This window comes from Sphingorhabdus sp. YGSMI21 (assembly GCF_002776575.1).
GTDB lineage: Bacteria > Pseudomonadota > Alphaproteobacteria > Sphingomonadales > Sphingomonadaceae > Parasphingorhabdus.
Genome location: NZ_CP022548.1, coordinates 1,200,664 through 1,225,131 on the forward strand (window position 1 = coordinate 1,200,664; position 24,468 = coordinate 1,225,131).

A 24,468-nucleotide genomic window follows, 5' to 3' on the forward strand; every position below is an offset into this window, starting at 1 on the left:
ATGAATCTTCATCCACCTTTACCGAATTTTTTCGTTATCGGGACCGCCAAATGCGGAACTACGAGCCTCGCGCAATTCTTCGAGCAGCACCCCGATGTTTGTTTTTGCGAGGCGCATGAGCCTAACTTCTTTGCCTTCGATCATTACTTTCAACGTGGGCTTAAGGCCTATCGCCATCGCTATCGGCATTACAAGGGCGAAAAGGCGATAGGGGAAAAGAGCTGGCGATACTCCTGCAAAGATAATTATCCTGAAGCTCGCGACCGCATGCTGGCTGCGATCCCGACTTTTAAAGTGATTTATATAGTGCGCGATCCACTGCCGCGTGCCCTTTCCATGTGGCGCGAATTGCGTGATGGTGGACAGGACCGTATTCCTGCCGACCCCAATGAAGCGCTATCCAACGAGGGCATAGTGGTCGACAGCAGCCGCTATGCCCGGCAGCTTGATCATTTCGAACAAAAGGTCGGGCAGGAAAACTGCAAGGTTATGTTCTTCGAGGACATGGTCGCCGACCCGGATTCTTTCTATGCTGCCCTGTGCGAATTTCTGGGGATCGCCACGTTCCTGCCGGCCGAAGCAATCCACGCCAACGTCTCTACGGGACAACGATCGGACACGAAGATTCTCGAACTGATCCGGGCGACGGGCCTTGCTGGACTCTTACGCCGATGGGCTCCTGCGTCGCTGCGCAAGGCCGCGAGGGGATGGGTCAAGCGTCCGGTACGAGAAGTCCCAATCACGTCTGAGACAGAACGACGCTTTTTTGAATTGGTTGGCGAGGACTGTGTCCGATTACTTGAGCGAGAGGGGCGCGCCCCTGCGATGTGGAGGTTGGCATGAGTAAAACTAAGTTCCTACTGCATATTGGCTATGGCAAGACCGGAACGAGTACGCTGCAGAAGGCAGTTTTCGAACCACTGCGGCAGGCCGGATATATTCACTATTTCGGCATGTTCCTTGGCGAGCAAAAGGATCATCCAGATCGCTGCTTCTTTGACGACCTGCAGGCTGCGATGTACCTCAAAGAGGATGCGTTCGCAGCGGTTCTACCCAAACTCCACGAGGACCTTGTCGCGGCAGAAGCACGCAATGATGCCAATCTCCCAATGGTGCTTTCCAACGAGCATTTCCTGTTGTCGAGTTTTTCATCAAGGGTCCGCGGGGTAACAATTGACGTACAAGAGAGCGCAAGACGGCTGGCGCTTGTTTTCGCGCAACAGGATGTTAGACTGCTCATCGGGTTGAGAAGACAGGATTCATTGCTTCATTCTCTCTTTATCGAAGCGATCGCAAGGACCCGGCACGCCAATGCGGATCAATTCGAGAGTTTGGAGGCCTACGTTGCGGAATGCCTGAGCCAAGGAAGTCTGTTCCATTCGATGTATGACTACGACCAATGCATCGCGACATACCAAGCGAACTTCCCTGACGCGGAACTGGGAGTGTATCTTTTCGAGGACTTCATCCGGAACGAACAGGATAGCTTACGCATGATTCTTGGCCTAGCAGATATCAAGCAAGAAGGTATGGAGGTCATTACATTGCCCCTGCCTAATCACAACGTAAAGGACAAGGCGGAGCGCGGGGTCCGAGTTAGACAAAAGTCAGCCTTGGTCGATGCTCTCGACTGGATTCCTGGTGTCCGATCAGCCGTTCGCTTTGCCAGGATGATCAAGCCGATAGAAAATTTACGGACTCGTCGGATCATTCCTTATCTAGACGAAAGCCAAAAGAAACAAATTTTGACAACCTTTGAGCTGTCGAACGTCCACCTGCAAGAACGCGTTCCGCGGATTGCGGCTTTGCTCTCTGAATATGGCTATACCCGGCAGGACCGGAGCGACTGATGGGAGGCAGGATATACGCCTACTTCAAGCGATGGGGTGTCATTGAGGGATTGGGCCGCCCCATTGGAATTTTACACAATAAGCTCCACACGCGAATTTATTCGTTCTTGTTCGGCATTGAAATCGGCCCGGGCGCAATTATCGAGCCGGGCGCGATTTTAAGGCGCGGTCCGCATGGCCGGATCGTCATCGGAGCCAATAGTCTAATCCATTCCGGCGCCCAGATTCTTGCTCACGGTGGCTCAGTTACAATGGGTCACCAATGCTCGGTCAACCCTAACTCTATTCTCTACGGTCATGGTGGCCTCACGATCGGCAATAAGGTGTTAATTGCGGCGGGAACCAACGTCATACCGGCAAATCACGCGACTCATGCTTCTCAGCCAGTTCGTGGGCAGGGGCTGGTGCTGAAGGGGATCACCATCGAAGACGATGTCTGGCTGGGCACAGGGGCAACAGTTCTCGATGGCAGTCATATCGAAGTGGGTGCCGTGATTGCCGCGGGAGCGGTGGTTACCGGTATCCGCGTCGACCGCTACTCGATCTTCGGTGGCATCCCGGCGAAAAAAATTGGTCAGCGCGAAGGCTTCCCTGATACGCTAGACCGCTCGGCGGATGAAGCCCGTGTAATGCGTGAGCCCTTGATTGACAGAGTGCAAAGGAAACCTAATGCCGATTCAGAATGAGAACCGTTATCTTGAAGCAGCCGCGATTTTCGCGGCCAACCCGATCAATGCCATCCGCTTTGGCATTGATCATCTTCGCGGCAAGCATGGTAATTCCTATCGCCTGTCGTTCCGAGGCATCCCTTTACTTGTTCGTCCGACAACGACAGACCTGCAGGTCGTGAGAACTTGTCTTCTAGGGGAATTCGACGAGGTCATGGGAAGAGTTGGAAACGAACACGGCCTGATCGTCGATGCTGGAGGTTATATCGGCTTAGTATCCATCCTTTTGGCCCGTCAATTTCCCGCTGCGCAGATCGTCTGCTTGGAACCAAGCTCTCAAAACTTTGCTTTGGCGAAGGAAAACTGCCGCCCATATTCGAACATTGAAGTTTGGAATTGCGCCCTTGCCCCACAGTCTGGGCAACTTACCCTGAGCGACCGGCGCACCGGGCCTTGGGGATACACAGTCGTCGCGGATAGCGCTGATGGTGAGGCACGTGCGATGGAGACCGTGGAAGCAAAAAGTGTAACGAATATACTCGACCATTTCAACGTGTCGGGAATCGACTTGCTGAAGCTTGATATTGAAGGCGGCGAGTTAGCCTTGCTGCGTGACTCACCCGACTGGGTCAAAAAGACCGACGTCATCGTTATTGAACTCCACGACCGAATTGCTCCGGGCGCAACCGATGCATTTCGCGAGGCGGCTGTAGGCAGAATCGATATTCCTATAAAAGGCGAAAAATTTATGTCCATTCGGCCCGATTCTTCAGCCGCCGCGAAGGTGGGTGCAGGCAAGTGAACGGAGCGCCGCATTATCTTGGCACCCAATCAGACAGTCATGCCTTGCCATGAGCATTCATTTCATTGTCCCAAGCCAATTCGCTGAGCAATTGGCTGCCCTGCCCGACCAGACGGTTGGAGGCAACTATCCGTACTGGCTTGGTGGCCGCTTCAATTGGGTGGCGCAGTCCTATATGATATTGCGGCAATATCGCGAGGGGATGACGATATCTTCTGCGCCAAAGCCGGGCGTCCGCAATTTCTCTCATTGCATGGGCTGGCGTGCCACGGGCGATCGCGTTGGTGAGTATCGAATCAGCGTCCGAGCCGATTATCCTCGTCTGCGCGATGTTGATTTTGAATTGTTGCAAAATTCTGTTGCGCCGAGGGGGGCAAAGCAGGCTTATGTACCGTACTGGCCAGTTCCAGGCATTATCCCGCGTGATCCTGCTCGGCAAGGCGTCAGCCGCATAGCCTATGCAGGGCGTCTCGGGGCGAATAACCTCGCGGGGCCACTCAAATCTTTAGGCATTCAGCCGGGTGGTCGGGAACTCGCAGTGATAGCACCCGACCAGTGGCACGACATGTCGCGAGTCGATCTGCTTATTGCCGTCCGCGATTTTTCTGGTGCGACGCATGACAACAAACCGCCAAGCAAGCTGTTTAATTCCTGGATCGCTGGTATCCCTTTGATCGGCGGGACTGACAGCGCCTTTAGCAGTGTTGGCAAGCCCGGCATTGATTATGTCCGTGTCACAAATGAATCGGAATTCACCAAAGCGCTCGAACGTATGTGTAACGATTCTGGTTTTTATGAAGCCATCGTCCAAGCGGGAAAGGGACGCCGCACTGAAGTGACGATCGAAGCCATCGCCGCCGATTGGCTCAAGGTGCTTGATGGCCCGATCCTATCCGATTTCCAAGCGTGGTGCGCGAATCAAGGACATAATCGTCGCCCCGTCCTACCTCCTTTGCTCGACCGCAGCCGCGATGCGCTATCGACTATTAAACAAAAACTAAGTCCCCGTCGTTTGTGACCGGAATCAGTGAGACAGATCCGCGTGTGCTCGTCGTGCAATTGGGCGCTCGGCGGCAATATGCCATGCCAGCAGCGCTCGAAAGTGCTGGAATGCTGGAAGCGCTTTACACCGATATGTGTGGGACAGTGGGCTTGGGGCGATGGCTTGCGCCATTCGAAAAGGCTAGCGGTGCTAGGCTGACCAAGCTTCTAAATCGGCGGCCTCCCGAGGCAGTAGCGGCAAGAACGCGGACTTTCCCGTCGTGGACTCTCTCAATGCTGCGGGCAGCTCGCCTCACAAATTCGGAAGAGCGCGTGCGTGCGCAAGATCACGCCCATCGCCTGGCTGGTCAGGCAATGGCCCGGGCGGGCTTCGGGAGCGCAACGCATTTAATGGTGATGCTGATGGAAGCGCGGGGCTTGCTGACTGCCGCGAAGGATCGGGGGCTGACAACCATTACCGACGTTAATGTTGCGCTATCATCTGAGCAAATCGTGCGTGACGAACGGCACCGCAACCCCGGCTGGGAGCGTGACGGCTATTTTTGGGGTGAAACGCTCGGCGAAGTTGACGCGTCATTTCGACCGAGCGCAGAAGTGATCGAGAAGACTGACATCTTCCTCTGCCCGTCCGAGTTTGTGCGCTCCGATCTTGTTGAGACCTTCGGAGTGGCACGGGAGCGTACCATACTACTGCCCTACGCCGCGAACCCGCGCTGGTTTGATGTCGTGCCGGAACCAATCACTGGACGGATTTTGTTCGCTGGTGAGGCGGGACTTCGCAAGGGAATTCATATTCTCGCTGCTGCTGCCGCCATCCTCAAGGGACGTGGGCGGACCTACGAGTATCGCATTGCCGGCAACGCGAGTGAGACCGTAAGAGCTAGGAGCGAAACGGCGCCGCTTACCTTTCTCGGTCGGCTCGGGTACCAGGCTATGCGCGAAGAGTTCTCACGCGCAGACGTGTTTGCTTTCCCCTCACTTTCGGAAGGATCGGCTGGTGTCACATACGAGGCGATGGGCTGTGCAGTCCCTGTCGTGACTACAAACGCGTCTGGCAGCGTGGCGCGCGATGGCGTTGAGGGAGTGATTGTGCCAGAGGGCGATCCGGATGCGCTCGCTGATGCGCTTGAACGGATTATTGAAGACCGGGCGACGCGTGAAGAGATGGCGCGCGCCGCAAGGCGGCGGGCGCAGATGTATTCTTGGGATACATACACGGACCGCTTTGCGGCCGCGATTTTAGGAGGTACTTCCGTTAGTGCCTGAATGGAGCAAAATATGACGATATTGCTGTTGATCTTCTCGTCTATCGTCGCTGCCATCTCGATCTTTCAACCAGCAGGCTACATCAAGGCTCCAGCGCTGATGGCCCTTGTTTTTGCGGCTTGGTTTGCGCCGCAATTGTTTAGCGCCGGTCAGATTTCCACGATTCCGCAGGACGCGGTGTTTGACGTCGGGATGCTCGCATTATTCTGTATTCTCGCAGTATTTTTTGGTTGGTGGCGTGGCGTGGCAACTCCAATTAGGACGCCCAGCAAGCGGATTATAATTAACGTTGATGCACTGATAGCTCCCGTGGCCCTACTCACGATCTTCACAACTGTGATGAACATTTATCTTAATCAAATGCGCGGATCCGAGGCTGGGCAGGTTTCCCAGTGGACAGGACCGATTACGATAGTCGCCTTTTTCGCTGGCTTGCGAACTATCCCGCTAGTTTTCTCTCTTCTTATGGTTATGCATAAGCGCACTCCACTTACACTAACATTGGCAGTGGCGAACCTTGCCGTGACAATTCCAGTCGCACTCATCTATCTTCGCCGGTCGGAGATGGTTGACCTTGGCATCGCGATTCTCGGCGCTCTATGGTTCGCACGACGCATCCGAATAGCGCCGCTTTATATAGTCGCCGGCGCCGTCTTGTTTGCCGTTGTAGTGTTCACGATCGGGCCGTTGCGCAGTGCTCAGAACACTCACGAGAGTCAAACCGGACAAAATGTTTCGATCATAAATCCGATTTTATGGAAGAATATTGATGTCGGCAAAGCTGTCGCTACTTCTATAGACAAGTCCCCAGACGTACAAAATGCAGTTTATAGGACCAAATACTTGAACGATTACGGGGGCTTCTCCTATGGAGCTACCGTTTGGAATAAGTTCGTTTTGAGCTTCATACCTGGCCAGATTTTGGGTAAGGATTTCAAGGTCGGCCTGTTGATAGCTAGCAGCGGGATAGCAGCTGAGGATATCTATTATCGCTACAACTTCGAATATCAGACGGGAACGACGTCTACTGGCGTAGGGTCGGCTTACGCGGACTTCGGTTACCTTGGTTTCTTCTACTACCTGTTAGTCGGCTACATTATGGCCCGGATCTATAGGGTGGCAATGAGGGGCGATCCATGGTTTCAGACGGCATATCTCGCCATCCTCCCTTTTTGCCTCACAATGATTACCCACGGCCATGATCTGTTCTTCGTAAACTTAGCGCTTGTCACCGCAGTGTTATTTGCCTTGAAAAAAATTAGTCAACGCAAGTCGCCACCGCGTTATTCGAGGCGACGCACTCGCTTGAGTAAGGCCAGCCAATGAGTATTGAACTCGCAGTGCGCGCAGCATCGGTCGCTTCGCAGAAGGTACAAATGGCTTGGCGCTGGTTGTGGTATAATTTACGTGCTTTTATCTGGTTTACTCCTGCGCCACTCAGCACAAAGTTCTATGGACGTTTGGACTTCACTCACCTTCCAGTTCGCATACGGCTCGGCCGTCGCTGTGGTATTGGCGAAAATGTCTATCTCGCTCCGGGGCGCGAGGCTCTGATCGTTCTGGGTGATGAAGTCACACTAAACCGCGGATGTATGCTAGTTGCAGCCAAAGAAATCCATATTGGCAATCGAGTCTCGATTGGTGAGTATGTCTCGATTCGTGATCAAGAACATATATTCGTACCGAATCGCGGAGTTCGCGACCAAGGATTCAAAATTGAACCGGTCAGTATCGGTGACTACAGTTGGATCGGTAGGGGCGCGTTCATCGGTCCCGGGACAAGAATCGGGAAGAATTGTGTCGTTGGGGCCAACAGCGTGGTACACGGCACCTTTCCAGACGGAGTTCTAATTGCGGGAGCGCCTGCGACCGTGAAGAAGACATTAGCCACGGTTGAGAACTTAGAGGGATCTAAATAATTCGCATTGTGATAATTTCTCGTCAGGTTACGGCCTATCATCATGCCCGGTTCAAGGCCGCAGCGCAGGAGTTCGGCCGTGTCGACATCCTGTCGCTCGCAAATCAAGGCAAGTTTGCTGAAATACTCTCGCAGCAGAGCGAAGAAGGCTACACGCTGCAACGCCTGTTCCCCGACATGGATAGCTATCGTCGCGCCGCAGCCGAGGGTGCTGTTGCCAGTGAGGTGACCTGCCAGCTCGATCGGCTCAACCCAGATGTAGTGGCTATCGCGGGCTGGGCTTCTGCGGAAAGCTATTCGGCGCTAATCTGGGCAATAAAAAGGGCGCGAGGGGTTGTGATATTATCCGATAGTCAAGCGCACGATGCGAAACGTAACAAGGTGCGCGACTTGATCAAAGGACGGATCGTCCGGCTCTGTGGTGCTGGGCTTGTGGCAGGCAGAACACACCGGGACTATCTTGTGAAACTGGGCCTTCCTGCAGAGAGGATTCGGCTGGGTTATGACGCGGTAGACAATGCTCATTTTGCTGGTGGTGCCTTAACAGCCCGTAAATCGGAGCCGGAGTGTCGTGCCCGCCTAAACTTGCCAGAAAACTATATACTCGCCTCCGCAAGGTTCATTCCCAAAAAAAACCTAACCAGTCTGCTGACTGGGTACGCCCGGGCACGGCAAGGGTTGGTGGCGGCACCTGATCTGCTGATTGCCGGCGATGGAGAACAGCGTCTTGTTCTTGAAGCGGCCGCTCGCAGCTTGGGTATTCCCGGTCACGTTCACTTGCCTGGATTTTTCCGGTATGAAGATATGCCAGCCGTTTATGGTCTTTCGCAGGGCTTCGTACACGTCTCGCTTAGTGAGCAATGGGGACTTGTGGTTAACGAAGCCGCCGCTTGCGGGCTACCGATGATCCTTTCCAGAGAGTGTGGTGCCGCAAGTGAGTTGCTGCATGAAGATCGCAATGGTTGGAGCGTCGAGGCAGAGAACGTAGACGGACTAGCTGTTGCCTTAAGGGCCATGATGAGCCTTTCAAAAGAACAGCGCGCAGAGATGGGGGCCATCAGCAAGTCTATCGTCGCTGATTGGGGTCCCGAGCGCTTTGCTCGTGAGCTCGCGCATGTAGCAAGTCTTGCTGAAGCATCAAGGAACGGACGGATCTCGCTCGTCGACCGAGTAATTATTAGGCTTCTGAGCCGTAAAGTCATCGAGACCGTCGCATGACTGACCGTCCCATACTTTCCCGCCCCGGCGCATTTGATCCAATATTGGTTGTCTCGCATCCCCGCTCTGGGACGCATCTTGTGATCGACCTGTTGCGTCGCCAGTTTGAGAGCACGCGCAATTGGCGCTGGTGGGGGCTGCCGCTAGACCACCTATATCTTAATCTTGAACGGCTCGCGTCTCCAAACCGCACGTTTTCGAACAAGCTGGCGCGGAAGATTGTAAACCGTCCTCGCCGAGCGCTAGTCAAAACTCATTTCGAGGAAGATTTCTCACAAAGTTGGGTGCCTGAGGAATCGACGCCTCCCGGCCCTGCTTGGATGGATCTTCTGGCAAGGTCCAAGGTTCTTTACGTGGTTCGGCATCCGATGGACGTGATGGTATCTTATCATCAATTTATGGCCGGGATTGAACCGGCGATAGCCTCTATGTCTTTCAGTGAATTCCTGCGAAGTCCACACAGATCTGGCGAAACCGACAGACTGGGCTGGTGGCAACGTCACCTGATTGGTTGGGAAGCCCGCCCGGACACCTTGTTTCTACGCTATGAGGATATCGTAGCAGACACAGATACCATAGTGGATCGAATTGGCCTTTGGATTGGCGAAGTGCCAATCAAACTTCAGCCAATGCTCCCGCCCAAAGTCACCTCAATCACCCAGACGCGCGTTGATCGTGCAATGCGCTTGTCCCCCAGCTCGACAGCGATCGTAGCAGACCGAATGAGTTTTCCAGCCGAGGACTGGTCGCAGGCTCTCAATGATGCAGACAAGGCGTGGGTGAACAAAAGGATCGGCCCGCTTCTCCGCCGTTTCGGGTATGAGCTCTCGAGAACCCAGGCTAGCAAGGCGATGCCGGAATGACAGCTCCAGTATGCATTCTGACCCCGAACCTCACGCGTAGTGCCGGCGGCGTGATAGCCGCGATCTTAGGGCAGGCCCGTGGCTTGAGCGATAAGGGACGTCCCATACGACTCGTTGGACTTGGAGAACCAGAAGACGTTGCCGGCTTACCTATTGAACTGCATACCAAGGTTGTGCCGTACCTAAATAGTCGGGCATTCGGGCCCGCTCCGGGCTTAGAGACCGCAATTGATGCCAGTGGGGCAAATATAGTCCATCTACACGGGCTCTGGATCAGATCAGTTTCGGTTGCAGCTCGGCGATGGAAGACAAGTCAGGCCAAACATCTCGTTCTGTCACCGCATGGCATGCTTGATCCTTGGGCGCTTGCCAATAGCCGTTGGAAGAAACGCCTCGCACTCACTGCCTTCGAATGGAAGACTTTGGAGGCAGCTGATTGCTTGCATGCGCTTAACGCAGCCGAGCTTGATGCTATCCGGGCAATGGGCTTAACATGCCCGGTCGCAGTGATTCCAAACGGTGTGGACTTGCCCAAACTTTCCGCACCCCCTCCGCCGCCATGTGGCGATGGCCGTCGAGTAATGCTTTTTCTTGGCAGGCTGCATGCCAAGAAAGGGATTGCTGAGACCCTGAAAGCTTGGGCGCATGCGATTGCTGAACGACCTGCTTTGGCCCAAGAATGGCGCGTTGTCATCGCAGGTTGGGACGATGGAGGGCACCAAGCGGAATTAACTTCCCTTTGCGAGGCTCTGGAACTTCAAACGCATGTGGCATTTCTTGGTCCAGTCTATGGTGCAGCGAAGGCGAGTCTTCTGGCCCATTGCGATGCTTTCGTTTTGGCTTCTTATTCCGAAGGGTTACCGATGTCAGTTCTTGAGGCTTGGTCTTATCGCAAGCCTGTCTTTATGACACGAGCCTGTAACCTGCCCGAAGGTTTTGTTGCGAGTGCCGCAGTGGAGATCAATACAGATCCGTATGGGATTGCCCGTACTTTTCTTGAGCGCCTAGATCGCAAAGAATTGGAAGGATTAGCCATGAATGGACGTCGGCTTGTAGAAACACAGTTTTCTTGGACGACTGTCGGCGAGAAGCTTGACGCTCTCTATCGCTGGCTCGAAACCAGAGAACACAGGCCTGCGGAGGTAGAAATTTGATGAGGCCCCGAGAACAAGATGGCCAGCAGGCTCATGAGGATAATTGGGTGAGCCGAAACCGTGCTGCGCAAAAGTGGACGCGCAAGGAACTGGTTGGCCGTGCGCTCTGGGGCCTGGTACAGCCAGCTTTTCGTTTCAGTCCACGACCACTCTGGGGGTGGCGGAGGTGGCTGCTACGTCGCTTCGGTGCGCAGATAGGAGCAGATGTGCATGTTTTCCCAACAGTGCGTGTTGCCATTCCTTGGAAACTCATCCTTCGAGACTCATGTGCAATTGGTGACCACACCATTCTCTATTCTTTAGGACCGATTACCGTGGGCGAACGGGCCACAGTATCGCAACATGCACACTTGTGCGCCGGCAGCCACGATTGGCGCGATCCGACCATGCCGCTCTTGAAGCCACCAATTACGATTGGGGCCGACGTTTGGGTTTGTGCCAACGCTTTTATTGGACCGGGAGTGGCGATCGGAAATGACGCGATCATTGGCGCATGCGCTGTGGTGATGAAAGACGTACCAACTCATTCAATCATGGTTGGTAATCCAGCCCGCCAGATCAAGAGGAGTGATATATGAAAGATCAGGATGCGATTTCAGGTTATCGATACTCAGATGCGACGGATAGTTGTTCTCATGCCGGCGGTGAAAGCTGAACTCCGTAAGATAAACGATAGCTCTCAAGGTGGGGCGTGGCTCTTTGATTTAGGTTGTGGCAACGGTAGTGTTGCGGCGTCCATCACAAAAGAGGGATGGGAGGTGAGCGGTGTGGACCCTTCCTCCGAAGGCATTTCGGCAGCAGCAAAGACGTACCCCGATTTACATTTGAAGGAAGGGTCAGCTTATGATGATCTCGTTTCACTTTATGGCCGATTTCCGGTCGTCCTTAGCCTGGAAGTCGTTGAGCACGTCTATGCACCGCGCGAATACGCCCGTACACTCTTTGACTTGGTTGAACCCGGGGGGACGGCAATCATTTCCACGCCCTATCATGGCTATCTCAAGAACTTGGCCATGGCCGTGACAGGCAAGATGGACAAGCATTTTACTGCACTGTGGGATCATGGGCATATCAAGTTTTGGTCGATCCCGACCCTGTCGGCACTTCTGAGTGAGGCTGGTTTCAATGACATCCGATTTGTGCGCGTCGGGCGCGTCCCGCCGTTGGCACAATCTATGATCGCCATTGCCCAAAAGCCCAAGCCCTGAACCGACTTCAAACGCGCTATAACGCCCCCTAGAAAATCCCTGAGTGCTCGACAATGCTGCTCTATGGATTTTCTTCTTGAGCCAGTTTTTCCCCAAGTTCTTTCCCAATAAAGAGACGAGATGACCCTTACAGTCGTTATCCTTACCAAGAACGAAGAGCGCCACATCACGCGTGCGCTTGCGTCTGTTTCAGGCATCGCGGATCGGTGTGTTGTCGTCGACAGCGGGTCAACAGACCACACTGTAGAGCTGGCCGTAGCGCACGGCGCCGAGGTCATGAAAAACCCTTGGGTCAACTATGCAACGCAGCTAAATTGGGGCTTGGATCAACTGCCACACGACACCGAATGGGTGTTGCGCCTAGATGCAGACGAGATTGTAACACCAGAACTCTTGACAGAAATCACGCAAAAGCTCCGTGAGCTAGGGCCTCAAATCGAAGGAGTATACGTATCGAGGCGAATGACGTTTTTGCGCCGTCCGATCAACTGGGGCGGCGTATTTCCAGTCCGCGTTTTACGGATATTCCGCTATGGCAAAGGTCGCTGTGAAAACCGGTGGATGGATGAACATATCCAAGTGGAGGGAGCAACGGCGGAGTTTGATGGGGAGATTATTGACGATAATCTCAATTCGCTTTCTTGGTGGACTGAGAAGCACAACTCCTATGCGAGCCGTGAAGTCGTCGATGTCTTGAACCTCGAATATGGCTTCATGCCCCATGAGACAATCGCCAACTTGCAGAGCGGGCAACAGGCCGGTGTGAAGCGCTGGCTAAAAGAAAAGGTTTATGCAAGGCTTCCCGGCGGGCTCAGGGCATTCGTTTATTTCTTCTATCGATACATCGTCCGTCTGGGCTTCCTCGACGGAAGTGAAGGGGCTGCCTTTCATGTGCTTCAAGGCTTTTGGTACCGCTATCTTGTCGATGCCAAACTGTTTGAAGTCAAAAAATATATGGAGCGAACCGGCTCTGATGTCGTCACGGCAATTGACCATGTGCTTGGCATTAAGGTTCAATAAGGACATGCTGTTCGGCGCTGTCTGATGCCTTCGGTAACGATCAAAACATTCGTCCACTAAGCCTCTCCAATTCTATTCCATCGCCGCTCATGCATGCTCGCCGCTGAAGCATTCTCCACATAGCGGGCGAGCACCGCATAAGTCCGCCACCCGCCAGCCTGCATGATGCCTAGGGTGTCGAACCCGGCCACCATCATATCCTGCGCAGCCCCCACACGCATCGAATGGCCCGATAAAGCGCGCACCGTTGCTGGTTCAAGCCCAGCCCTCTTTGCGGCGGCTTTGATCAGCCGGCGAATGGATGTTGTGTCCAAGGGCCGGTCCGATAATTTGCGCGTGTGCAGGCCGCGAAACAGCGGCCCCTCTTGACGATCTGCCGCGCTCAGCCAGGCGTTCAGGCGCGTGACCGTGGCTATAGAGAGATAGGCGATCCGCCCATCGCCGAAGGGATAGGACTTGGCTGTCGGAATCCGTATTCTCGAGCGATCCTCATTCAGATGCTGGACCTGCATGGCGGCCAATTCATAGCTCCGGCATAGCGTATCATAGCCGACGCTCAGCAGCGCCGCGTCCCGCAGCCCGCTCAAACTGCCGGGGCACGCTGCAACAATCTTCTCTAACAGTTCACGCGTAAGCCCTGCCGATTGTTTCGGCCGTCGGTGGCGGGCGCGCCGGGCGCGCCGCAGGGCCAGATAAACCGCGCTGTTGTCGGTTGGTGAGGGCAGATCCGCCATCCGGTGCGCAAACTTGATCGCGTCGACGCGGTGCTTGATGGTCGATATCGCCCTGGTTCCGAGCTGAGTATCGACAAAATCGGCGATCGTTTGTGGGGCTGCAGGGAGCCAGCCCAATGCGCGACTGGCACACCACGCTTGAAAATGTTTTAGATCGTTGCGATAGCCACGCAGCGTATTTTCCGAATATGCTCCTTCGCAGCGGGCGAACATGCCGTCCATTTGAGATTGATCGGAGAGACTCATGTGTACTAAAATAGTACCTAATAAGCGAGAGTCAATGATTTCTTCTTGTCAAATACGCGGTGCGCGAGGGCTTCTAAAAATTAGTGCAAGCGATCTTGCCGAGTTGGCGGGAGTAACATGGAAGACAGTGCAACGTTTTGAAGCGTCCTCGGGCGTCCCGCCCTCTCGCAGCGGAACACTCGAGCGCGTAAAAGCCGCGCTCGAAGGCGCCGGTATCGAGTTCATTGGCGATCCGGTAACCTCGCCCGGCGTTCGTCTGCGCCGATAGAAAGCTCCACGCTACAATGTTTTCCAACCTGCTTCCGCTGCATCGCGTTGTGCGGCTCCTGTTCTGGGCCGCCGCTGCATTTGCGCTGCTCATGGCTAGCCTGCCGCAGGTAGTCGCCTTGCCTGGCGACCCCAACGACAAGCTGCTGCATATTCTAGCTTTTGCAGTCCTCGCGCTACTCGCGGCATTTGCCTACCCGCGCACCAGGTTGCTCATTATTCTGGCCGGCTTGAGCAGTTTTGGCGCCTTGATCGAATTCGTCCAGTTGATCCCTACGCTTAACCGAGAAGCTGACTGGATCGACTGGGCCGCCGACACGCTTGCAGCCGCCGCCGTGCTTGGCTGTGTCTTTCTGCTGCGCCGTCTGCGTTGACGCGCTGCAGCGCGGTGTACCTCAACTGATCTCGCGCAGTGTTTCACGCGCTTCGCGAATCAGTTGCATCAGTTCCCTACGCTCCTTGAGCATCTCGCGGGTGAATCCGTGCTTCAGCGCGTTCTGATTGCCCTTGGGAGCACCAGATCCGCCGTCGCCGCCATGCATCCGGCAGCGCTTTTGTCGCTGACCGCGGGCGAAAGGCAGGCGGATCCCTTGCGGGTTTTCGCGCCGCAGCGAGGACTTGCCGCCATTGGCATGGTGTTGCGCTGGTAATCGCTGACCTTCTTCTTCATTTGCTGCTCTTGCGAGCCGGTTGTTTCGCGCGCGCGGGGGTCGCGAGAGGATTGGGCAGCGGGACCCCGTTATCTGGCGCGTCCTGCAGTGCGCGTTAGGCAGAGGCGGCCTTGCTCGGCGATGGCGCTGAGCCATCGACATTGCCAACGATTGCCTGGCCGCCAGCGTGAACATTCACATGTTCAACGGTGATTTTCTGCTGCCCCCGGATGCGATGTTTCGCGAGCACTTCCATCTGGCGGGTATAGATCTGCAGCAGCTTTGGGGCATGCTTGAGATTGCTATCACGCCCTTCGAAGGACTGCTCGGGCGACATCGCGCACCGCAGACATTCCATAACCGTTTCATGAGTTGCCACCATCTGGGCGGCTAGCATGCCCTCAAGCCCGTCGGTCGGTTTGATTGCGGCAATAGCGGCAATCGTCGCCATGATGGCATCATTCTGATCCTTTCCCTTCCGCACCCAGACACTTGCCAGTACATGGTCCAGCAAGCGGGTTTGTAGAGACTCAAAATCACTGCCCGTCGCATCTTTCATCATTTTCTTGACGGCGGAATTGTTCGATGCGCCCAAATCAGCCTTTTCGCTCGTGTCGGGAGGGTCCTTTTCGGCAGTCAGTTCCGGCTTTTTGGCCAAGGTCTTTCTCCAGCTGAACGGCCACATTAGCACAGACCGGGTAAAACACGGAGCCGAAAAGACGTGATTTTTCTACTGTGCAGGGGGTTGAATCAAGATAAACCTTTTGACCCTACCCCCTCCTACACATCTTGAGGGAGGCCTCGCGCGATAACACCACATGTCAGGCAGAGTTTGGCCGCGCTCAGAAGATCAAATCTGAGAGATATCGATTGTTGGTCCCGAAGCGAATTTCCTGGACAGAGGGTCTGTTGAAAGGGCTGATGCAGCAAAGCCCTACAATTCTGTTTGACTCTCAATCCATACCACACCATCGAATCTAGAGGCAAATCCACAGGAAAATCCAAAGCCTCTCGCAATTTGTGTTCAAGATTATGTAGACCCTGATGAATGATAAGAAAATCAACGGCGCAAAGCACAATCGCGATATTATGGACCGCGCCCCGTTGGTTGTGCTTGGCGTATTTGTAGCTGCTGTTTGCCTTTTGGGGGGCAGCGCACGCGGTGATGCGGCGCAACTGGTTTTCTTAAGGCCGATCTGTTGCTTGTTTGTCGGTTACGGAATTTACCGTTTAGGATCGCAAAAAGTTAAAGGGCTTGTGCCGCTATACGCGGGCCTTGGAATCATGGGTGGATTGATGATCATCCAAATGATCCCGCTGCCATATGCAATATGGTCCGAACTTCCGGGCCGTGAGGTGGTTGTAAATCTTGACGCTGCCGGCGGCCTCACAGGATTGTGGCGATCTATTTCGTTATCTCAGTCTAGAACTGGCAATTCTTTGGCTAGCCTGATAGTCCCGTTGGCGGCTGTTTTGCTATTCCATATATATCCTAACCAACGCAAAAAAGACCTCCTTGCGGTGATAATTATCATCGCGGTCGGCAATGCAATGCTTGGTATTTTACAGCTACTTGGGCCTAGCGGCGGAGCTCTCTATTTTTATGAGTTCACAAATCCATCAGATGCGGTTGGTTTTTTCGCGAACCGAAATCACTCGAGCGTGTTTTCAGGTTTGTCGTTGCTGCTCATCAGCTATTTTTATGCGCAAAGATGGCATGTCTTCCGGTTCTCTGGAGCATATACCAATATATTTTTGGCAACGGTTTATATCGTCATATTCCTGTCTATCCTTATAAACGGATCGCGAGCCGGACTTCTTTGCTGCGGAATAGCTCTCTTTGTTGGATTGATACTTTTTAACCTCAATCCCCTCGGAACTGTGCGCTATAAAGGAAGGCGAGTGAAAAAAATTAGCTCTATCGTCGGCTCGATTGCTATTATTATGTTTAGCGCTACTCTGATATTGCTGTTTTTTGTATCGGACCGGCTACCTGCTTTCAGCCGCCTTATCGAGAGCGATCCTATGTCGGATCTACGGACAGAGGCGATGCCGACCCTTTTTGAAATGATTGGATCCTATTGGCCTGTTGGATCTGGATTTGGTACCTTCGATAAGGTCTATTTTATTCACGAACGAAACGAATTGCTGATGCCTAGTTATTTCAATCAGGCACATAATGACTGGCTTCAAATTCTTATCGAAGGGGGCGCTCCGGTCGCCTTGTTGGTTGTTGTTGGCATCGCTTGGTACATCATCAATGTTTTCAAGCTTTTTTTTGCGACGTCAAATAACGCGAGCCATTTGTTTGTCGGGTTCGGGACTATGGCTATTCTCGGCATTGCCAGTTTTGTGGATTACCCTCTGAGAACGCCAATATTCAGCGCTGTCACTATCTGGATCGTGGCTTTCCTGTTTACCGCCCGGCACAATCTGGCATCATTCGGCGTTAGCCCGCAAACATAGATTACGGATTTTGTTGGCAGCCAGCGAGCTACGGGCGCCGCGAACAGGCTGAACCACTGCAGGTCATTGGTCCGTTAGGGACCAACCCACATTTGCGGCAATGCTCCCTGCTTGTCCAGTCCGGCGCATAATCAGAGGCGGACATGAATAGTCATGTTTTTGATAGAATTCCAGCAAATGAATTTGGCCAGTCCCGGGCCTTCCGTTCGTCTGAAATACTCATCGTTCAAGGTTGCCTAATCGGATATTGCTGGCTACGGGATAACTCAATCGTTTGTTTTTGAGAGTGGAAATGAAAATCCAATTGAAACAATTGTTCATTTTGGCGGTATCGGGGGCTCTGTTGAGCGCTTGCGCAACCTCACCAATCGGTTCGTCGAGGGACATCGAACTGACGACATTGGAGGAGCTTCCTGCGAACAATGTCGGGACGCCCTATTCCGTCCGACCGCTTGAAACTCTGGAGATTGCCGTTTTCGGTTCGGAACTGCTGACCGGCACCTATCTTCCGGATGAACAAGGACGGCTGAATTTCCCTCTGATCGGTCTTGTCGATACGGATGGCCTGACGCCCTCCGGTGTCGAAGATGTGATCGAGGACAAGTTGCGCGGTAAATATATTCTCAACCCGCAGGTTACCGTTCGCCCGACCAAATTGCCGGAGCTGACCGTTTCGATCGGGGGAGAGGTGAAGAAACCGGGAACCTATATGTCCTCCAATTCGCAAACCCTGCTCCGTGCCGTCTACAACGCGGGTGGCTTGTCAGATTATGCAAAATCCCAAGAGGTCCTAATATCACGTACCGTAGGAGGCCAGAAATATATCGGCGCCTACAATCTCCAGGCGATCGAGCGTGGGAATTATCCGGATCCCGCCATCTATCCAAATGACGTTATTTCCGTCGGTGATTCCCCTTCAAAACGCTTCCTCCAGGCTATTCTGGCGTATATCCCCCTTCTTTCTACGACTGCGATCATGATCGACAGAGTAGGGCGATAGGCTAATAAAGATTATGGCAATGAACAATCAGCAAGCAAGATCATTAGGTGGCGACAATGATGAGTTTGAGGCGGCAAATTCCGATTTCTTAAGCATCCATGATTTGGAGCGTTTTTGGCAGCAAGCCATAAACCTGCGATACGTGATTCTGGGCATTATAGTTTTGTCACTCGTCGTCGGACTGATCGTGACGCTTCTGCACACGCCCCTTTATAGGTCAACTGCTCGAATTGAAATCAGCCAGATTGAGTCTGACGCGACCAATATTGGTGATGTACAATTGCAAAATATCGCAGGAGACCGGCTGTATTTTGCAACACAATACGAACTTCTTCAATCCCGAAGTCTTGCCGATCGGGTAGTCAGTGCCGGCAATCTGAATCGAGACGAGAATTTTCAAAATACGTTTGGCTTGGCCGAAAAAGGGGTCTCGGACAGTACGATAGCCAATATTTTACTTGCGAATGTTAGCGTTGATCCAATACCGAATTCGAACTTGGTCGATATCAAATTTTCCAGCCCGGATCCAAGGTTGTCTGCCGAAATCGCAAATCTCTGGGCGCAGGAGTTTTTGGGTACAAATTTTGACAAAAGATTTGGATCCAACGTCGAGGCACAAAAATTCTTGGCAGACCAAATTTCAGAAATGCGGGAAAAGTTGCAACTTTCCGAACAGGAATTGATCGACTATGCCAATGCAAACGAGATTGTAAATATCACTCCGATAGCAACCGAAGAAGGATCGACTGGCGGCGGCCAAACCTTGGCTTCATCTATACTATCGGCGTTGAGCGGAGACTTGGCCCGTGCTACAGCAGCCCGGATCGAAGCGGAGAGCGCGTTACGGGCCAATGCGGTGGCAGCTAACTCGACTAGTGCATCTGCTGTTTTGAAATCTCGTTTATCCGAGGTGCAGGCTAAGCTTGCTAGTCTCAAGTCTCAATTTGGTCCATCTTATCCTCAAATCGTTGCACTAGCTGCAGAGGAGGCATCGCTACGGTCTTCTATGCAGGCTGCTTCGAATGACATTTCAGTGGAACTTCAGGCGAATTTGCGGAAGGCGCTACTACAAGAGCAAGCGCTCCAAAGAGAATTTGATCGCGCTAAGTCGGGGTATCTGGGCCAGCAAGGACAGGGCGTTCGATACGGAATATTAAAACGTGAAGTCGATACAAACCGTCAACTTTATGATGCACTGCTGCAGCGATATAAAGAGATAGGTGTCGTTGGCGCAGGCAAAAACAATATGAGTTTGGTCGACAAGGCTGAAGTTCCCAAGCAGCCGTATGAACCGTCACTATCCCGAAACTTGCTGTTGGCGTTTTTATTCGGCGCACTGGGCAGCGGCGGACTGGTGTTCTTGCGCGAAACCTTGGATCAAAGCATTCGAAACCCAGCCGATGTAAAACGGGTCCTTGATCTCCCTGTTTTGGGCTTGATTCCATTAATTCCTGCTGATGATATTCAGGCAGAATTGGGTGACAAGAAATCTGAATTGAACGAAGCTTATCAGGCGACCAGAACCAACCTGACATTTCTTACGGATAACGGGGCTCCCGCCACGCTTATGTTCACAAGCACGCGGCCGGATGAAGGAAAGACGCTTACCACCATCGCTGTCGCCGAAAGTCTTGGACACTTGGGCAAGCGGGTGCTGTATATAGATGCCGATTTGCGTAATTCAGGCTTGCACGAAGTTTTTAATACTGTGCCCAATCGAGGTGGAGGGTTGAGCGGGTTTTTGGCCGGTAGCGACGACTATCAGCAAAGCATTGTATCATTGGAATCGCATCCATTCGATATTCTCCCGGGTGGACGAAAGCCGCCTAACCCTGCTGAACTGCTGGCTGGACCGCGCATGCAATCGCTGCTCGAGAAGCTTCGCGCTACATACGATCATATTCTCATCGACAGTCCGCCTGTGCTGGGACTAGCCGATGCGCTTGAAATTGCTGCCGTAGTTGATGGTGTCGTCTTTGTAATCGAGGCCAACAGCGGAAAAATCCGTACGATTCAACAAGCGCTTGGCAGGCTTGAAACAAGCGGCGCTCGCATATTCGGTGCTGTTGTTACCAAGCTCGATGACCGTAATCTGAGCTATGGCTATGGCTATGGCTATGGCTATGGCCATAGCTATGGTGACAACCACGATAGTTGAATGGTGACCCACTTGCTGTCCCGACAATTATGAATTGGGTGAAAGCCACAGGTCTGTCGGTCGGAGGCATCATTCTAGGCAGCGTTCTAGCAATGCAAGCCTTCACGAACGTTTTGGCAAATGACCAACCCGCATTAGCTGCAAGCGCTTCTCCTTTAAATGGGTTCGCGTTGGAGCGAGTTGCATTAAACAGTATGAAACACCAAGAGAGCGGATCTCTCGCGCCTTTGGTCAAGAAGGTTGTGGCAAAAGAACCCTTGTCACCAGCAGCATGGACAATGTTGGCCTTGGCTCAAGAGGACGGCGCTAAAAAAGATGCGATTCTGCTGGCAGCGTCTAACCTCAATCGAAGGACGCTTCTTTTACAATCAAACTTGCTTCTGCTTTTTGCGTCGCGAGATGATTTTTTCAACAGCATCGGTACGCTTAATCAAATCCTAACCGTTCATCCTGAGCAGCAAGGAACAATGTTTCCGATCTTGATACAAGCGTTAAAGGATGAAAGATCAATTCCGGAATTTGTACGGGCGCTGAGCCAGAAACCGAGTTGGTCTGACAGTTTTCTGAGAGCTGCCTCTGTTGAACGCGATACGTTACCAAACCTGACTCAGGTACGGATGGGTCTGTTTGATAAGGTGGCGGTAGAACGTGATACCGATAAGGCAATTATTGGTGCACTGGTTAAGACAGGGCGAATAGAACCTGCAGCGGCACTTTATAAAAGTATTTCTGAACCATCTGCTGGTGGCACTTTCGGTTCAGCCGGAAAATTCCAAAAAGTCGATTGGAACACCAACATGCCTCCTTTCGATTGGCAGTTGAAAGATGATCCCAGTACGCGTGCGGAAGTCCGCGGGAAGCCAGAACGGCTCGTTTTCTTCGTCAAAAGCGGAAAGGCTGACACCATTGCCGAAAGGTTAACTGTCGGTCCGAATTCGCCATTTGTTATCAAAATAGTACATGATATGGTACCACTAGGGCAGCTCAAAGATGTTAAAATTCGCGTGGAATGCGCAAAAAGAAAAGAGACGCTGATCGAACGAGCGTTCTTAGAATCGCCTAGTATCTATTCTGTATCTAGCATCCCAGAGAATTGCGGAATGATCAACATTTCGATATTCGTACGCGCGTGGTCGGACAAACCAGACCTTAAAGGTGAAATTCGTTCAATTGCAATTTTACCGCAACCGTTTTGACTGGACAAATTTTTCATTGTTTCTGTTTGACATGGATCAGGAAAAATCAATTTTGGCGAAACCTGTGAGAAGTTGGAAAATCGCGGGTACAAGAGTGCCGAACAAGGCTACCACTGCGATGATCTAAAATCGGATCACACCAGCATATATATGCTTTGCAGCGCTATGTCCCTTCGATCATCTCTGCACTAGCGTGCGGCAGCATTCACAGAGGCTCTGTGGTTTCCTGTTATTATAAATTTGTGTTTCATTGCCCGCCGCTATTGCCCGGATGGGCAACAAGACCGCGATTTTTGCAGTTGGCTTGAAGCGCAAGGCCGCGTGAGCCGCGTCTACCGCAAGAAACTCAGAGGTAAAGCAATGCCGGACCGCATACGCAAGGCGAACAGTGTCAAATCGAAGGTCTGGGCATTCGTCGAACATGTCTTCGCGCAGCAAAAAGTGGATATGGCGCTTTATATTCCCACCATCGGCATCGAGCGTGCTGAAACTAAGATCATGCTCGTTAATCTCGCCTATAACATGCAACGCCTGTTCTTCCACGAACGAGGGGTGGCCACAGGATCGGTGCGTCGGATATCGAGGATGGGATATCAAAACAGGCGAATATGGACCAAATATCAGCCGGACAGGCGTGCCAGCCTTCATGCGGGCGCGAAACACGGCTCCAAAGCGTCAAATTATTAGGTTGATGGAGGTGCTTTGATCACGCGACGGGAAAAACGTCTTTTCTGTCGCGTTTGCAGTATGCCAAGACAAGACAATAGCAGACGAATGAAAGCAGAATCATTGCCCAGCTCGACGATGGCAATGTGAATGCGATTATGGTCGGAAGAAATACCATCCCCCAATAAGTAAACAATCCATTTCTCCATCCAATCCGCTCTTGCAGCAAATGATGCAAATGGTTTCGATCCGGTTTCATTGGGGATACCCCGGCACGTATGCGCGCGATCATTAACCGGGCCATGTCACCGACAGGGATCATGAACATTAGCCCCACCTGATCGGCCGACATCAATATGTCCGATCTTTGATAGATATATATAGCAAACATGCCCACAAATGCAGCGAGTCCGTAGCTCCCACCGTCGCCGAGAAAAATCTTGCCGTTCAAATTGAACACAAATAACGCTGACGTAGCGCCGACGAGAATGGCAAGGATCGGAGCCAGATCGGATCGCGCACTTACAAGCAAGATGAGCGAAAAGCCGAAGCAGAGGCCAGTGACCAAGCCATTTTTGCCGTCAGCCATATTTATCGCGTTTATCAACGCGATCAGCGCCAAGACAGTCAATATGATGGTATATCGCCCCAGCGATATGTATCCGGCTCCTCCGTCCCAGGTGATAGCGCCAATTTGCAAGCCTGGAACCAATGACATCGCAACACCAAAGAACAGGGCGGAAATAGCCAAACGGATTATGGGCGATATATGGACTCGATCATCAACGATCGCGAGAGCTGCAATCAGGCCTCCCACGGTAGCAATCGCCAAAATGGCACTCTGAAAATAGCTGGGAAAGAATAGGGAGTAACCGATCATCAAGGGCAAGATAATCAAAATAACGGTCAGCCCCCCCATCAGCGGAGTAGGCTGCATGTGTTTTTTGCGACCACCCGGCACATCCATCAAGCCCAATTTCTTCGCAAGGCCGCCACCCGTTGATATCAGCGCTACGGTCAACAAGAAGGAAACAATTACCATCACCGCAATATTTAACGTCATAGAGACTCTGTCCTGTCGATGAAACTATGTCCGCGACCCTCCGTAAGCCGTTACCATATCAAAAAGCGTTCACGGACGCCTATTTAGCGAAGGTCGGCCTCACTTATCGGGTATTGGGGATATTTCAAAGGGATATTTGGCCGATTGTTTGGCTTTGAGACATATTCTGGTGGGCTGACACAGTTCGATCTGCCGGGCATATATCTGCGATAGGCACTGTATCAAAAGTCTCCTTATATCCCCCTTCTGAGCCATCGATTCGAGCATTTCCCGATGCATCCTAGGGTCAGGACTCCTTAACTGAGCCAGAAGATGACGGTAGCTGCGATTGCGATGGTGGACATGAGGGTGTGCGCGCATCGGTCATAGCGGGTGTGGATACGTCTCCAGTCCTTGAGGCGCCCGAACATATTCTCGATTTTGTGACGCTGCCGGTAGAGGGTTTTGTCGAAGCCAGCGGGTAGTATCCGTCCCTTTCGTGGCGGGATACATAGCGTGATGCCTCCGGCCTGCAGGGCGGCGCGATACTCCTCGCTGTCATAGCCTTTGTCCCCAAGCATGCAGATGGCATGTTCCGGCAGCGCGGGATATGTGAGCTTTGTACCGATATGATGGCTCATCTGCCCTTCGCTTAAAAGCCGAAACGTGCAATACTCGGCGTGCCTCGGTGGGGGATCATCGAGACCGGCGAATGGTCATATTTCCTTGGCAAATAAAGGTTAGCCGGACTGGGTGTCGCCGGTCGATCTTTTAACACTGTTATTGTCGACATTTGCGCGTTGGTGATGAAGCGCTGGAGGGACGGCATCCGGTTCCCAGGGGTGCCTGAGACCGCCCTTCGCCCCCGACACAGCATAACTATGAATGTTGGGTGTATGGCTAATAAGGTTTTCTTTCTCAGCGTGACGACCATTGCGGTCAGGATGAAACTCGTAACGGCATAATCCATATTCAAGGCTGATAATTGTCGGTGTCTTGCTATTGTTGTTGATTCGAAACTGTTGCGATAACGGGTAGTAGATGGCCGCACTTTTAACCCGTGACAGACATCAC

General features: G+C 52.7%; 24 protein-coding genes and 1 pseudogene. 20 read left to right on the forward strand and 5 right to left on the reverse strand.

Annotated features, from left to right (window positions below):
• The 13 genes from CHN51_RS05845 to CHN51_RS05915 all read left to right on the forward strand — a co-directional run bounded on the left by CHN51_RS05845 (nucleotide 1) and on the right by CHN51_RS05915 (nucleotide 12,969).
• The gene (locus tag CHN51_RS05845) at nucleotides 1-843 is read left to right on the forward strand and encodes a sulfotransferase (RefSeq protein ID WP_164089002.1); all 843 of its coding nucleotides are present in this window, start codon (nucleotides 1-3) and stop codon (nucleotides 841-843) included.
• Nucleotides 840-1,850, forward strand: a complete 1,011-nt coding sequence (locus CHN51_RS05850; protein WP_100093188.1) for a hypothetical protein — start codon at nucleotides 840-842, stop codon at nucleotides 1,848-1,850. Before CHN51_RS05845 ends, CHN51_RS05850 begins: the two co-directional genes overlap by 4 nt.
• Nucleotides 1,850-2,536, forward strand: a complete 687-nt coding sequence (locus CHN51_RS05855; protein WP_100093189.1) for an acyltransferase — start codon at nucleotides 1,850-1,852, stop codon at nucleotides 2,534-2,536. Before CHN51_RS05850 ends, CHN51_RS05855 begins: the two co-directional genes overlap by 1 nt.
• Complete coding sequence (locus CHN51_RS05860) at nucleotides 2,520-3,320, forward strand: FkbM family methyltransferase (RefSeq protein ID WP_100093190.1); 801 nt, start codon at nucleotides 2,520-2,522, stop codon at nucleotides 3,318-3,320. The genes CHN51_RS05855 and CHN51_RS05860 overlap by 17 nt, the downstream gene beginning before the upstream one ends.
• A gap of 49 nt (nucleotides 3,321-3,369) precedes the next feature.
• Complete coding sequence (locus tag CHN51_RS19485; RefSeq protein WP_123906252.1) at nucleotides 3,370-4,338, forward strand: hypothetical protein; 969 nt, start codon at nucleotides 3,370-3,372, stop codon at nucleotides 4,336-4,338.
• Nucleotides 4,339-4,595: 257 nt separating this feature from the next.
• A complete protein-coding gene (locus CHN51_RS05875; RefSeq protein ID WP_164089004.1) occupies nucleotides 4,596-5,588 on the forward strand; it encodes a glycosyltransferase family 4 protein in 993 nt (330 codons plus the stop codon).
• Nucleotides 5,589-5,600: 12 nt separating this feature from the next.
• Nucleotides 5,601-6,914, forward strand: coding sequence for a hypothetical protein (locus CHN51_RS05880; protein WP_123906253.1), 1,314 nt, complete (start codon nucleotides 5,601-5,603; stop codon nucleotides 6,912-6,914).
• Complete coding sequence (locus CHN51_RS05885) at nucleotides 6,911-7,507, forward strand: acyltransferase (RefSeq protein ID WP_100093195.1); 597 nt, start codon at nucleotides 6,911-6,913, stop codon at nucleotides 7,505-7,507. Before CHN51_RS05880 ends, CHN51_RS05885 begins: the two co-directional genes overlap by 4 nt.
• 8 nt (nucleotides 7,508-7,515) lie before the next feature.
• Complete coding sequence (locus CHN51_RS05890) at nucleotides 7,516-8,724, forward strand: glycosyltransferase (protein ID WP_100093196.1); 1,209 nt, start codon at nucleotides 7,516-7,518, stop codon at nucleotides 8,722-8,724.
• Complete coding sequence (locus CHN51_RS05895) at nucleotides 8,721-9,587, forward strand: sulfotransferase domain-containing protein (protein WP_100093197.1); 867 nt, start codon at nucleotides 8,721-8,723, stop codon at nucleotides 9,585-9,587. Before CHN51_RS05890 ends, CHN51_RS05895 begins: the two co-directional genes overlap by 4 nt.
• On the forward strand, nucleotides 9,584-10,741 hold the full coding sequence (locus CHN51_RS05900) for a glycosyltransferase (protein ID WP_100093198.1): 1,158 nt from the start codon (nucleotides 9,584-9,586) through the stop codon (nucleotides 10,739-10,741). The genes CHN51_RS05895 and CHN51_RS05900 overlap by 4 nt, the downstream gene beginning before the upstream one ends.
• Before the next feature lie 635 nt (nucleotides 10,742-11,376).
• A complete protein-coding gene (locus CHN51_RS05910) occupies nucleotides 11,377-11,949 on the forward strand; it encodes a class I SAM-dependent methyltransferase (protein WP_206170002.1) in 573 nt (190 codons plus the stop codon).
• A 120-nt stretch (nucleotides 11,950-12,069) separates the two neighbouring features.
• Complete coding sequence (locus CHN51_RS05915) at nucleotides 12,070-12,969, forward strand: glycosyltransferase family 2 protein (RefSeq protein ID WP_100093201.1); 900 nt, start codon at nucleotides 12,070-12,072, stop codon at nucleotides 12,967-12,969.
• Nucleotides 12,970-13,025: 56 nt separating this feature from the next.
• Here the strand turns inward: CHN51_RS05915 and CHN51_RS05920 are convergent, their stop codons facing one another.
• Complete coding sequence (locus CHN51_RS05920) at nucleotides 13,026-13,949, reverse strand: tyrosine-type recombinase/integrase (RefSeq protein WP_100093202.1); 924 nt, start codon at nucleotides 13,947-13,949, stop codon at nucleotides 13,026-13,028.
• Nucleotides 13,950-14,076: 127 nt separating this feature from the next.
• Here CHN51_RS05920 and CHN51_RS19985 point away from each other — a divergent pair, with 127 nt between their 5' ends.
• Nucleotides 14,077-14,217: a hypothetical protein gene (locus CHN51_RS19985; RefSeq protein ID WP_206170004.1), complete on the forward strand. Its 141-nt coding sequence runs from the start codon at nucleotides 14,077-14,079 to the stop codon at nucleotides 14,215-14,217.
• Nucleotides 14,218-14,233: 16 nt separating this feature from the next.
• Nucleotides 14,234-14,590, forward strand: a complete 357-nt coding sequence (locus CHN51_RS05930; protein WP_100093203.1) for a VanZ family protein — start codon at nucleotides 14,234-14,236, stop codon at nucleotides 14,588-14,590.
• 21 nt (nucleotides 14,591-14,611) lie between these two features.
• Here the strand turns inward: CHN51_RS05930 and CHN51_RS19990 are convergent, their stop codons facing one another.
• Nucleotides 14,612-14,758, reverse strand: a complete 147-nt coding sequence (locus tag CHN51_RS19990) for a hypothetical protein (RefSeq protein ID WP_206170006.1) — start codon at nucleotides 14,756-14,758, stop codon at nucleotides 14,612-14,614.
• A gap of 223 nt (nucleotides 14,759-14,981) precedes the next feature.
• Nucleotides 14,982-15,524: a hypothetical protein gene (locus tag CHN51_RS05940; protein WP_100093204.1), complete on the reverse strand. Its 543-nt coding sequence runs from the start codon at nucleotides 15,522-15,524 to the stop codon at nucleotides 14,982-14,984.
• 386 nt (nucleotides 15,525-15,910) lie between these two features.
• On the opposite strand from CHN51_RS05940, the gene CHN51_RS05945 reads away from it, so the two are divergent.
• The 5 genes from CHN51_RS05945 (at nucleotide 15,911) to CHN51_RS05965 (ending at nucleotide 22,373) form a co-directional block, all read left to right on the forward strand.
• On the forward strand, nucleotides 15,911-17,332 hold the full coding sequence (locus CHN51_RS05945; RefSeq protein ID WP_100093205.1) for an O-antigen ligase family protein: 1,422 nt from the start codon (nucleotides 15,911-15,913) through the stop codon (nucleotides 17,330-17,332).
• A gap of 292 nt (nucleotides 17,333-17,624) precedes the next feature.
• Nucleotides 17,625-18,332, forward strand: a complete 708-nt coding sequence (locus CHN51_RS05950) for a polysaccharide biosynthesis/export family protein (protein WP_100093206.1) — start codon at nucleotides 17,625-17,627, stop codon at nucleotides 18,330-18,332.
• A gap of 19 nt (nucleotides 18,333-18,351) precedes the next feature.
• Nucleotides 18,352-20,490 carry a polysaccharide biosynthesis tyrosine autokinase gene (locus tag CHN51_RS05955; protein WP_164089005.1) on the forward strand — a complete coding sequence of 713 codons (2,139 nt, stop codon included), beginning with the start codon at nucleotides 18,352-18,354 and terminating at the stop codon, nucleotides 20,488-20,490.
• 29 nt (nucleotides 20,491-20,519) lie between these two features.
• Complete coding sequence (locus CHN51_RS05960; protein ID WP_100093208.1) at nucleotides 20,520-21,686, forward strand: hypothetical protein; 1,167 nt, start codon at nucleotides 20,520-20,522, stop codon at nucleotides 21,684-21,686.
• A gap of 321 nt (nucleotides 21,687-22,007) precedes the next feature.
• Nucleotides 22,008-22,373, forward strand: a complete 366-nt coding sequence (locus CHN51_RS05965; RefSeq protein ID WP_123906255.1) for a hypothetical protein — start codon at nucleotides 22,008-22,010, stop codon at nucleotides 22,371-22,373.
• A 19-nt stretch (nucleotides 22,374-22,392) separates the two neighbouring features.
• Here CHN51_RS05965 and CHN51_RS05970 read toward each other — a convergent pair whose 3' ends face one another.
• Both CHN51_RS05970 and CHN51_RS05975 read right to left on the reverse strand, forming a co-directional pair.
• A complete protein-coding gene (locus CHN51_RS05970; RefSeq protein WP_100093210.1) occupies nucleotides 22,393-23,415 on the reverse strand; it encodes an MraY family glycosyltransferase in 1,023 nt (340 codons plus the stop codon).
• A gap of 296 nt (nucleotides 23,416-23,711) precedes the next feature.
• Nucleotides 23,712-23,996, reverse strand: a pseudogene (locus CHN51_RS05975) (transposase); the annotation flags it as partial.
• Nucleotides 23,997-24,468: the final 472 nt, after the last annotated feature.

What these genes read in the sequence shown, in the direction of transcription:
- CHN51_RS05845 (WP_164089002.1), top strand. Translation starts at nt 1, where the DNA reads ATGAATCTTCATCCACCTTTACCGAATTTTTTCGTTATCGGGACCGCC.
- CHN51_RS05850 (WP_100093188.1), top strand. Translation starts at nt 840, where the DNA reads ATGAGTAAAACTAAGTTCCTACTGCATATTGGCTATGGCAAGACCGGA.
- CHN51_RS05855 (WP_100093189.1), top strand. Translation starts at nt 1,850, where the DNA reads ATGGGAGGCAGGATATACGCCTACTTCAAGCGATGGGGTGTCATTGAG.
- CHN51_RS05860 (WP_100093190.1), top strand. Translation starts at nt 2,520, where the DNA reads ATGCCGATTCAGAATGAGAACCGTTATCTTGAAGCAGCCGCGATTTTC.
- CHN51_RS19485 (WP_123906252.1), top strand. Translation starts at nt 3,370, where the DNA reads ATGAGCATTCATTTCATTGTCCCAAGCCAATTCGCTGAGCAATTGGCT.
- CHN51_RS05875 (WP_164089004.1), top strand. Translation starts at nt 4,596, where the DNA reads ATGCTGCGGGCAGCTCGCCTCACAAATTCGGAAGAGCGCGTGCGTGCG.
- CHN51_RS05880 (WP_123906253.1), top strand. Translation starts at nt 5,601, where the DNA reads ATGACGATATTGCTGTTGATCTTCTCGTCTATCGTCGCTGCCATCTCG.
- CHN51_RS05885 (WP_100093195.1), top strand. Translation starts at nt 6,911, where the DNA reads ATGAGTATTGAACTCGCAGTGCGCGCAGCATCGGTCGCTTCGCAGAAG.
- CHN51_RS05895 (WP_100093197.1), top strand. Translation starts at nt 8,721, where the DNA reads ATGACTGACCGTCCCATACTTTCCCGCCCCGGCGCATTTGATCCAATA.
- CHN51_RS05900 (WP_100093198.1), top strand. Translation starts at nt 9,584, where the DNA reads ATGACAGCTCCAGTATGCATTCTGACCCCGAACCTCACGCGTAGTGCC.
- CHN51_RS05910 (WP_206170002.1), top strand. Translation starts at nt 11,377, where the DNA reads ATGCCGGCGGTGAAAGCTGAACTCCGTAAGATAAACGATAGCTCTCAA.
- CHN51_RS05915 (WP_100093201.1), top strand. Translation starts at nt 12,070, where the DNA reads ATGACCCTTACAGTCGTTATCCTTACCAAGAACGAAGAGCGCCACATC.
- CHN51_RS05920 (WP_100093202.1), bottom strand. Translation starts at nt 13,949, where the DNA reads ATGAGTCTCTCCGATCAATCTCAAATGGACGGCATGTTCGCCCGCTGC.
- CHN51_RS05930 (WP_100093203.1), top strand. Translation starts at nt 14,234, where the DNA reads ATGTTTTCCAACCTGCTTCCGCTGCATCGCGTTGTGCGGCTCCTGTTC.
- CHN51_RS19990 (WP_206170006.1), bottom strand. Translation starts at nt 14,758, where the DNA reads ATGCATGGCGGCGACGGCGGATCTGGTGCTCCCAAGGGCAATCAGAAC.
- CHN51_RS05945 (WP_100093205.1), top strand. Translation starts at nt 15,911, where the DNA reads ATGAATGATAAGAAAATCAACGGCGCAAAGCACAATCGCGATATTATG.
- CHN51_RS05950 (WP_100093206.1), top strand. Translation starts at nt 17,625, where the DNA reads ATGAAAATCCAATTGAAACAATTGTTCATTTTGGCGGTATCGGGGGCT.
- CHN51_RS05955 (WP_164089005.1), top strand. Translation starts at nt 18,352, where the DNA reads ATGAACAATCAGCAAGCAAGATCATTAGGTGGCGACAATGATGAGTTT.
- CHN51_RS05960 (WP_100093208.1), top strand. Translation starts at nt 20,520, where the DNA reads ATGAATTGGGTGAAAGCCACAGGTCTGTCGGTCGGAGGCATCATTCTA.
- CHN51_RS05970 (WP_100093210.1), bottom strand. Translation starts at nt 23,415, where the DNA reads ATGACGTTAAATATTGCGGTGATGGTAATTGTTTCCTTCTTGTTGACC.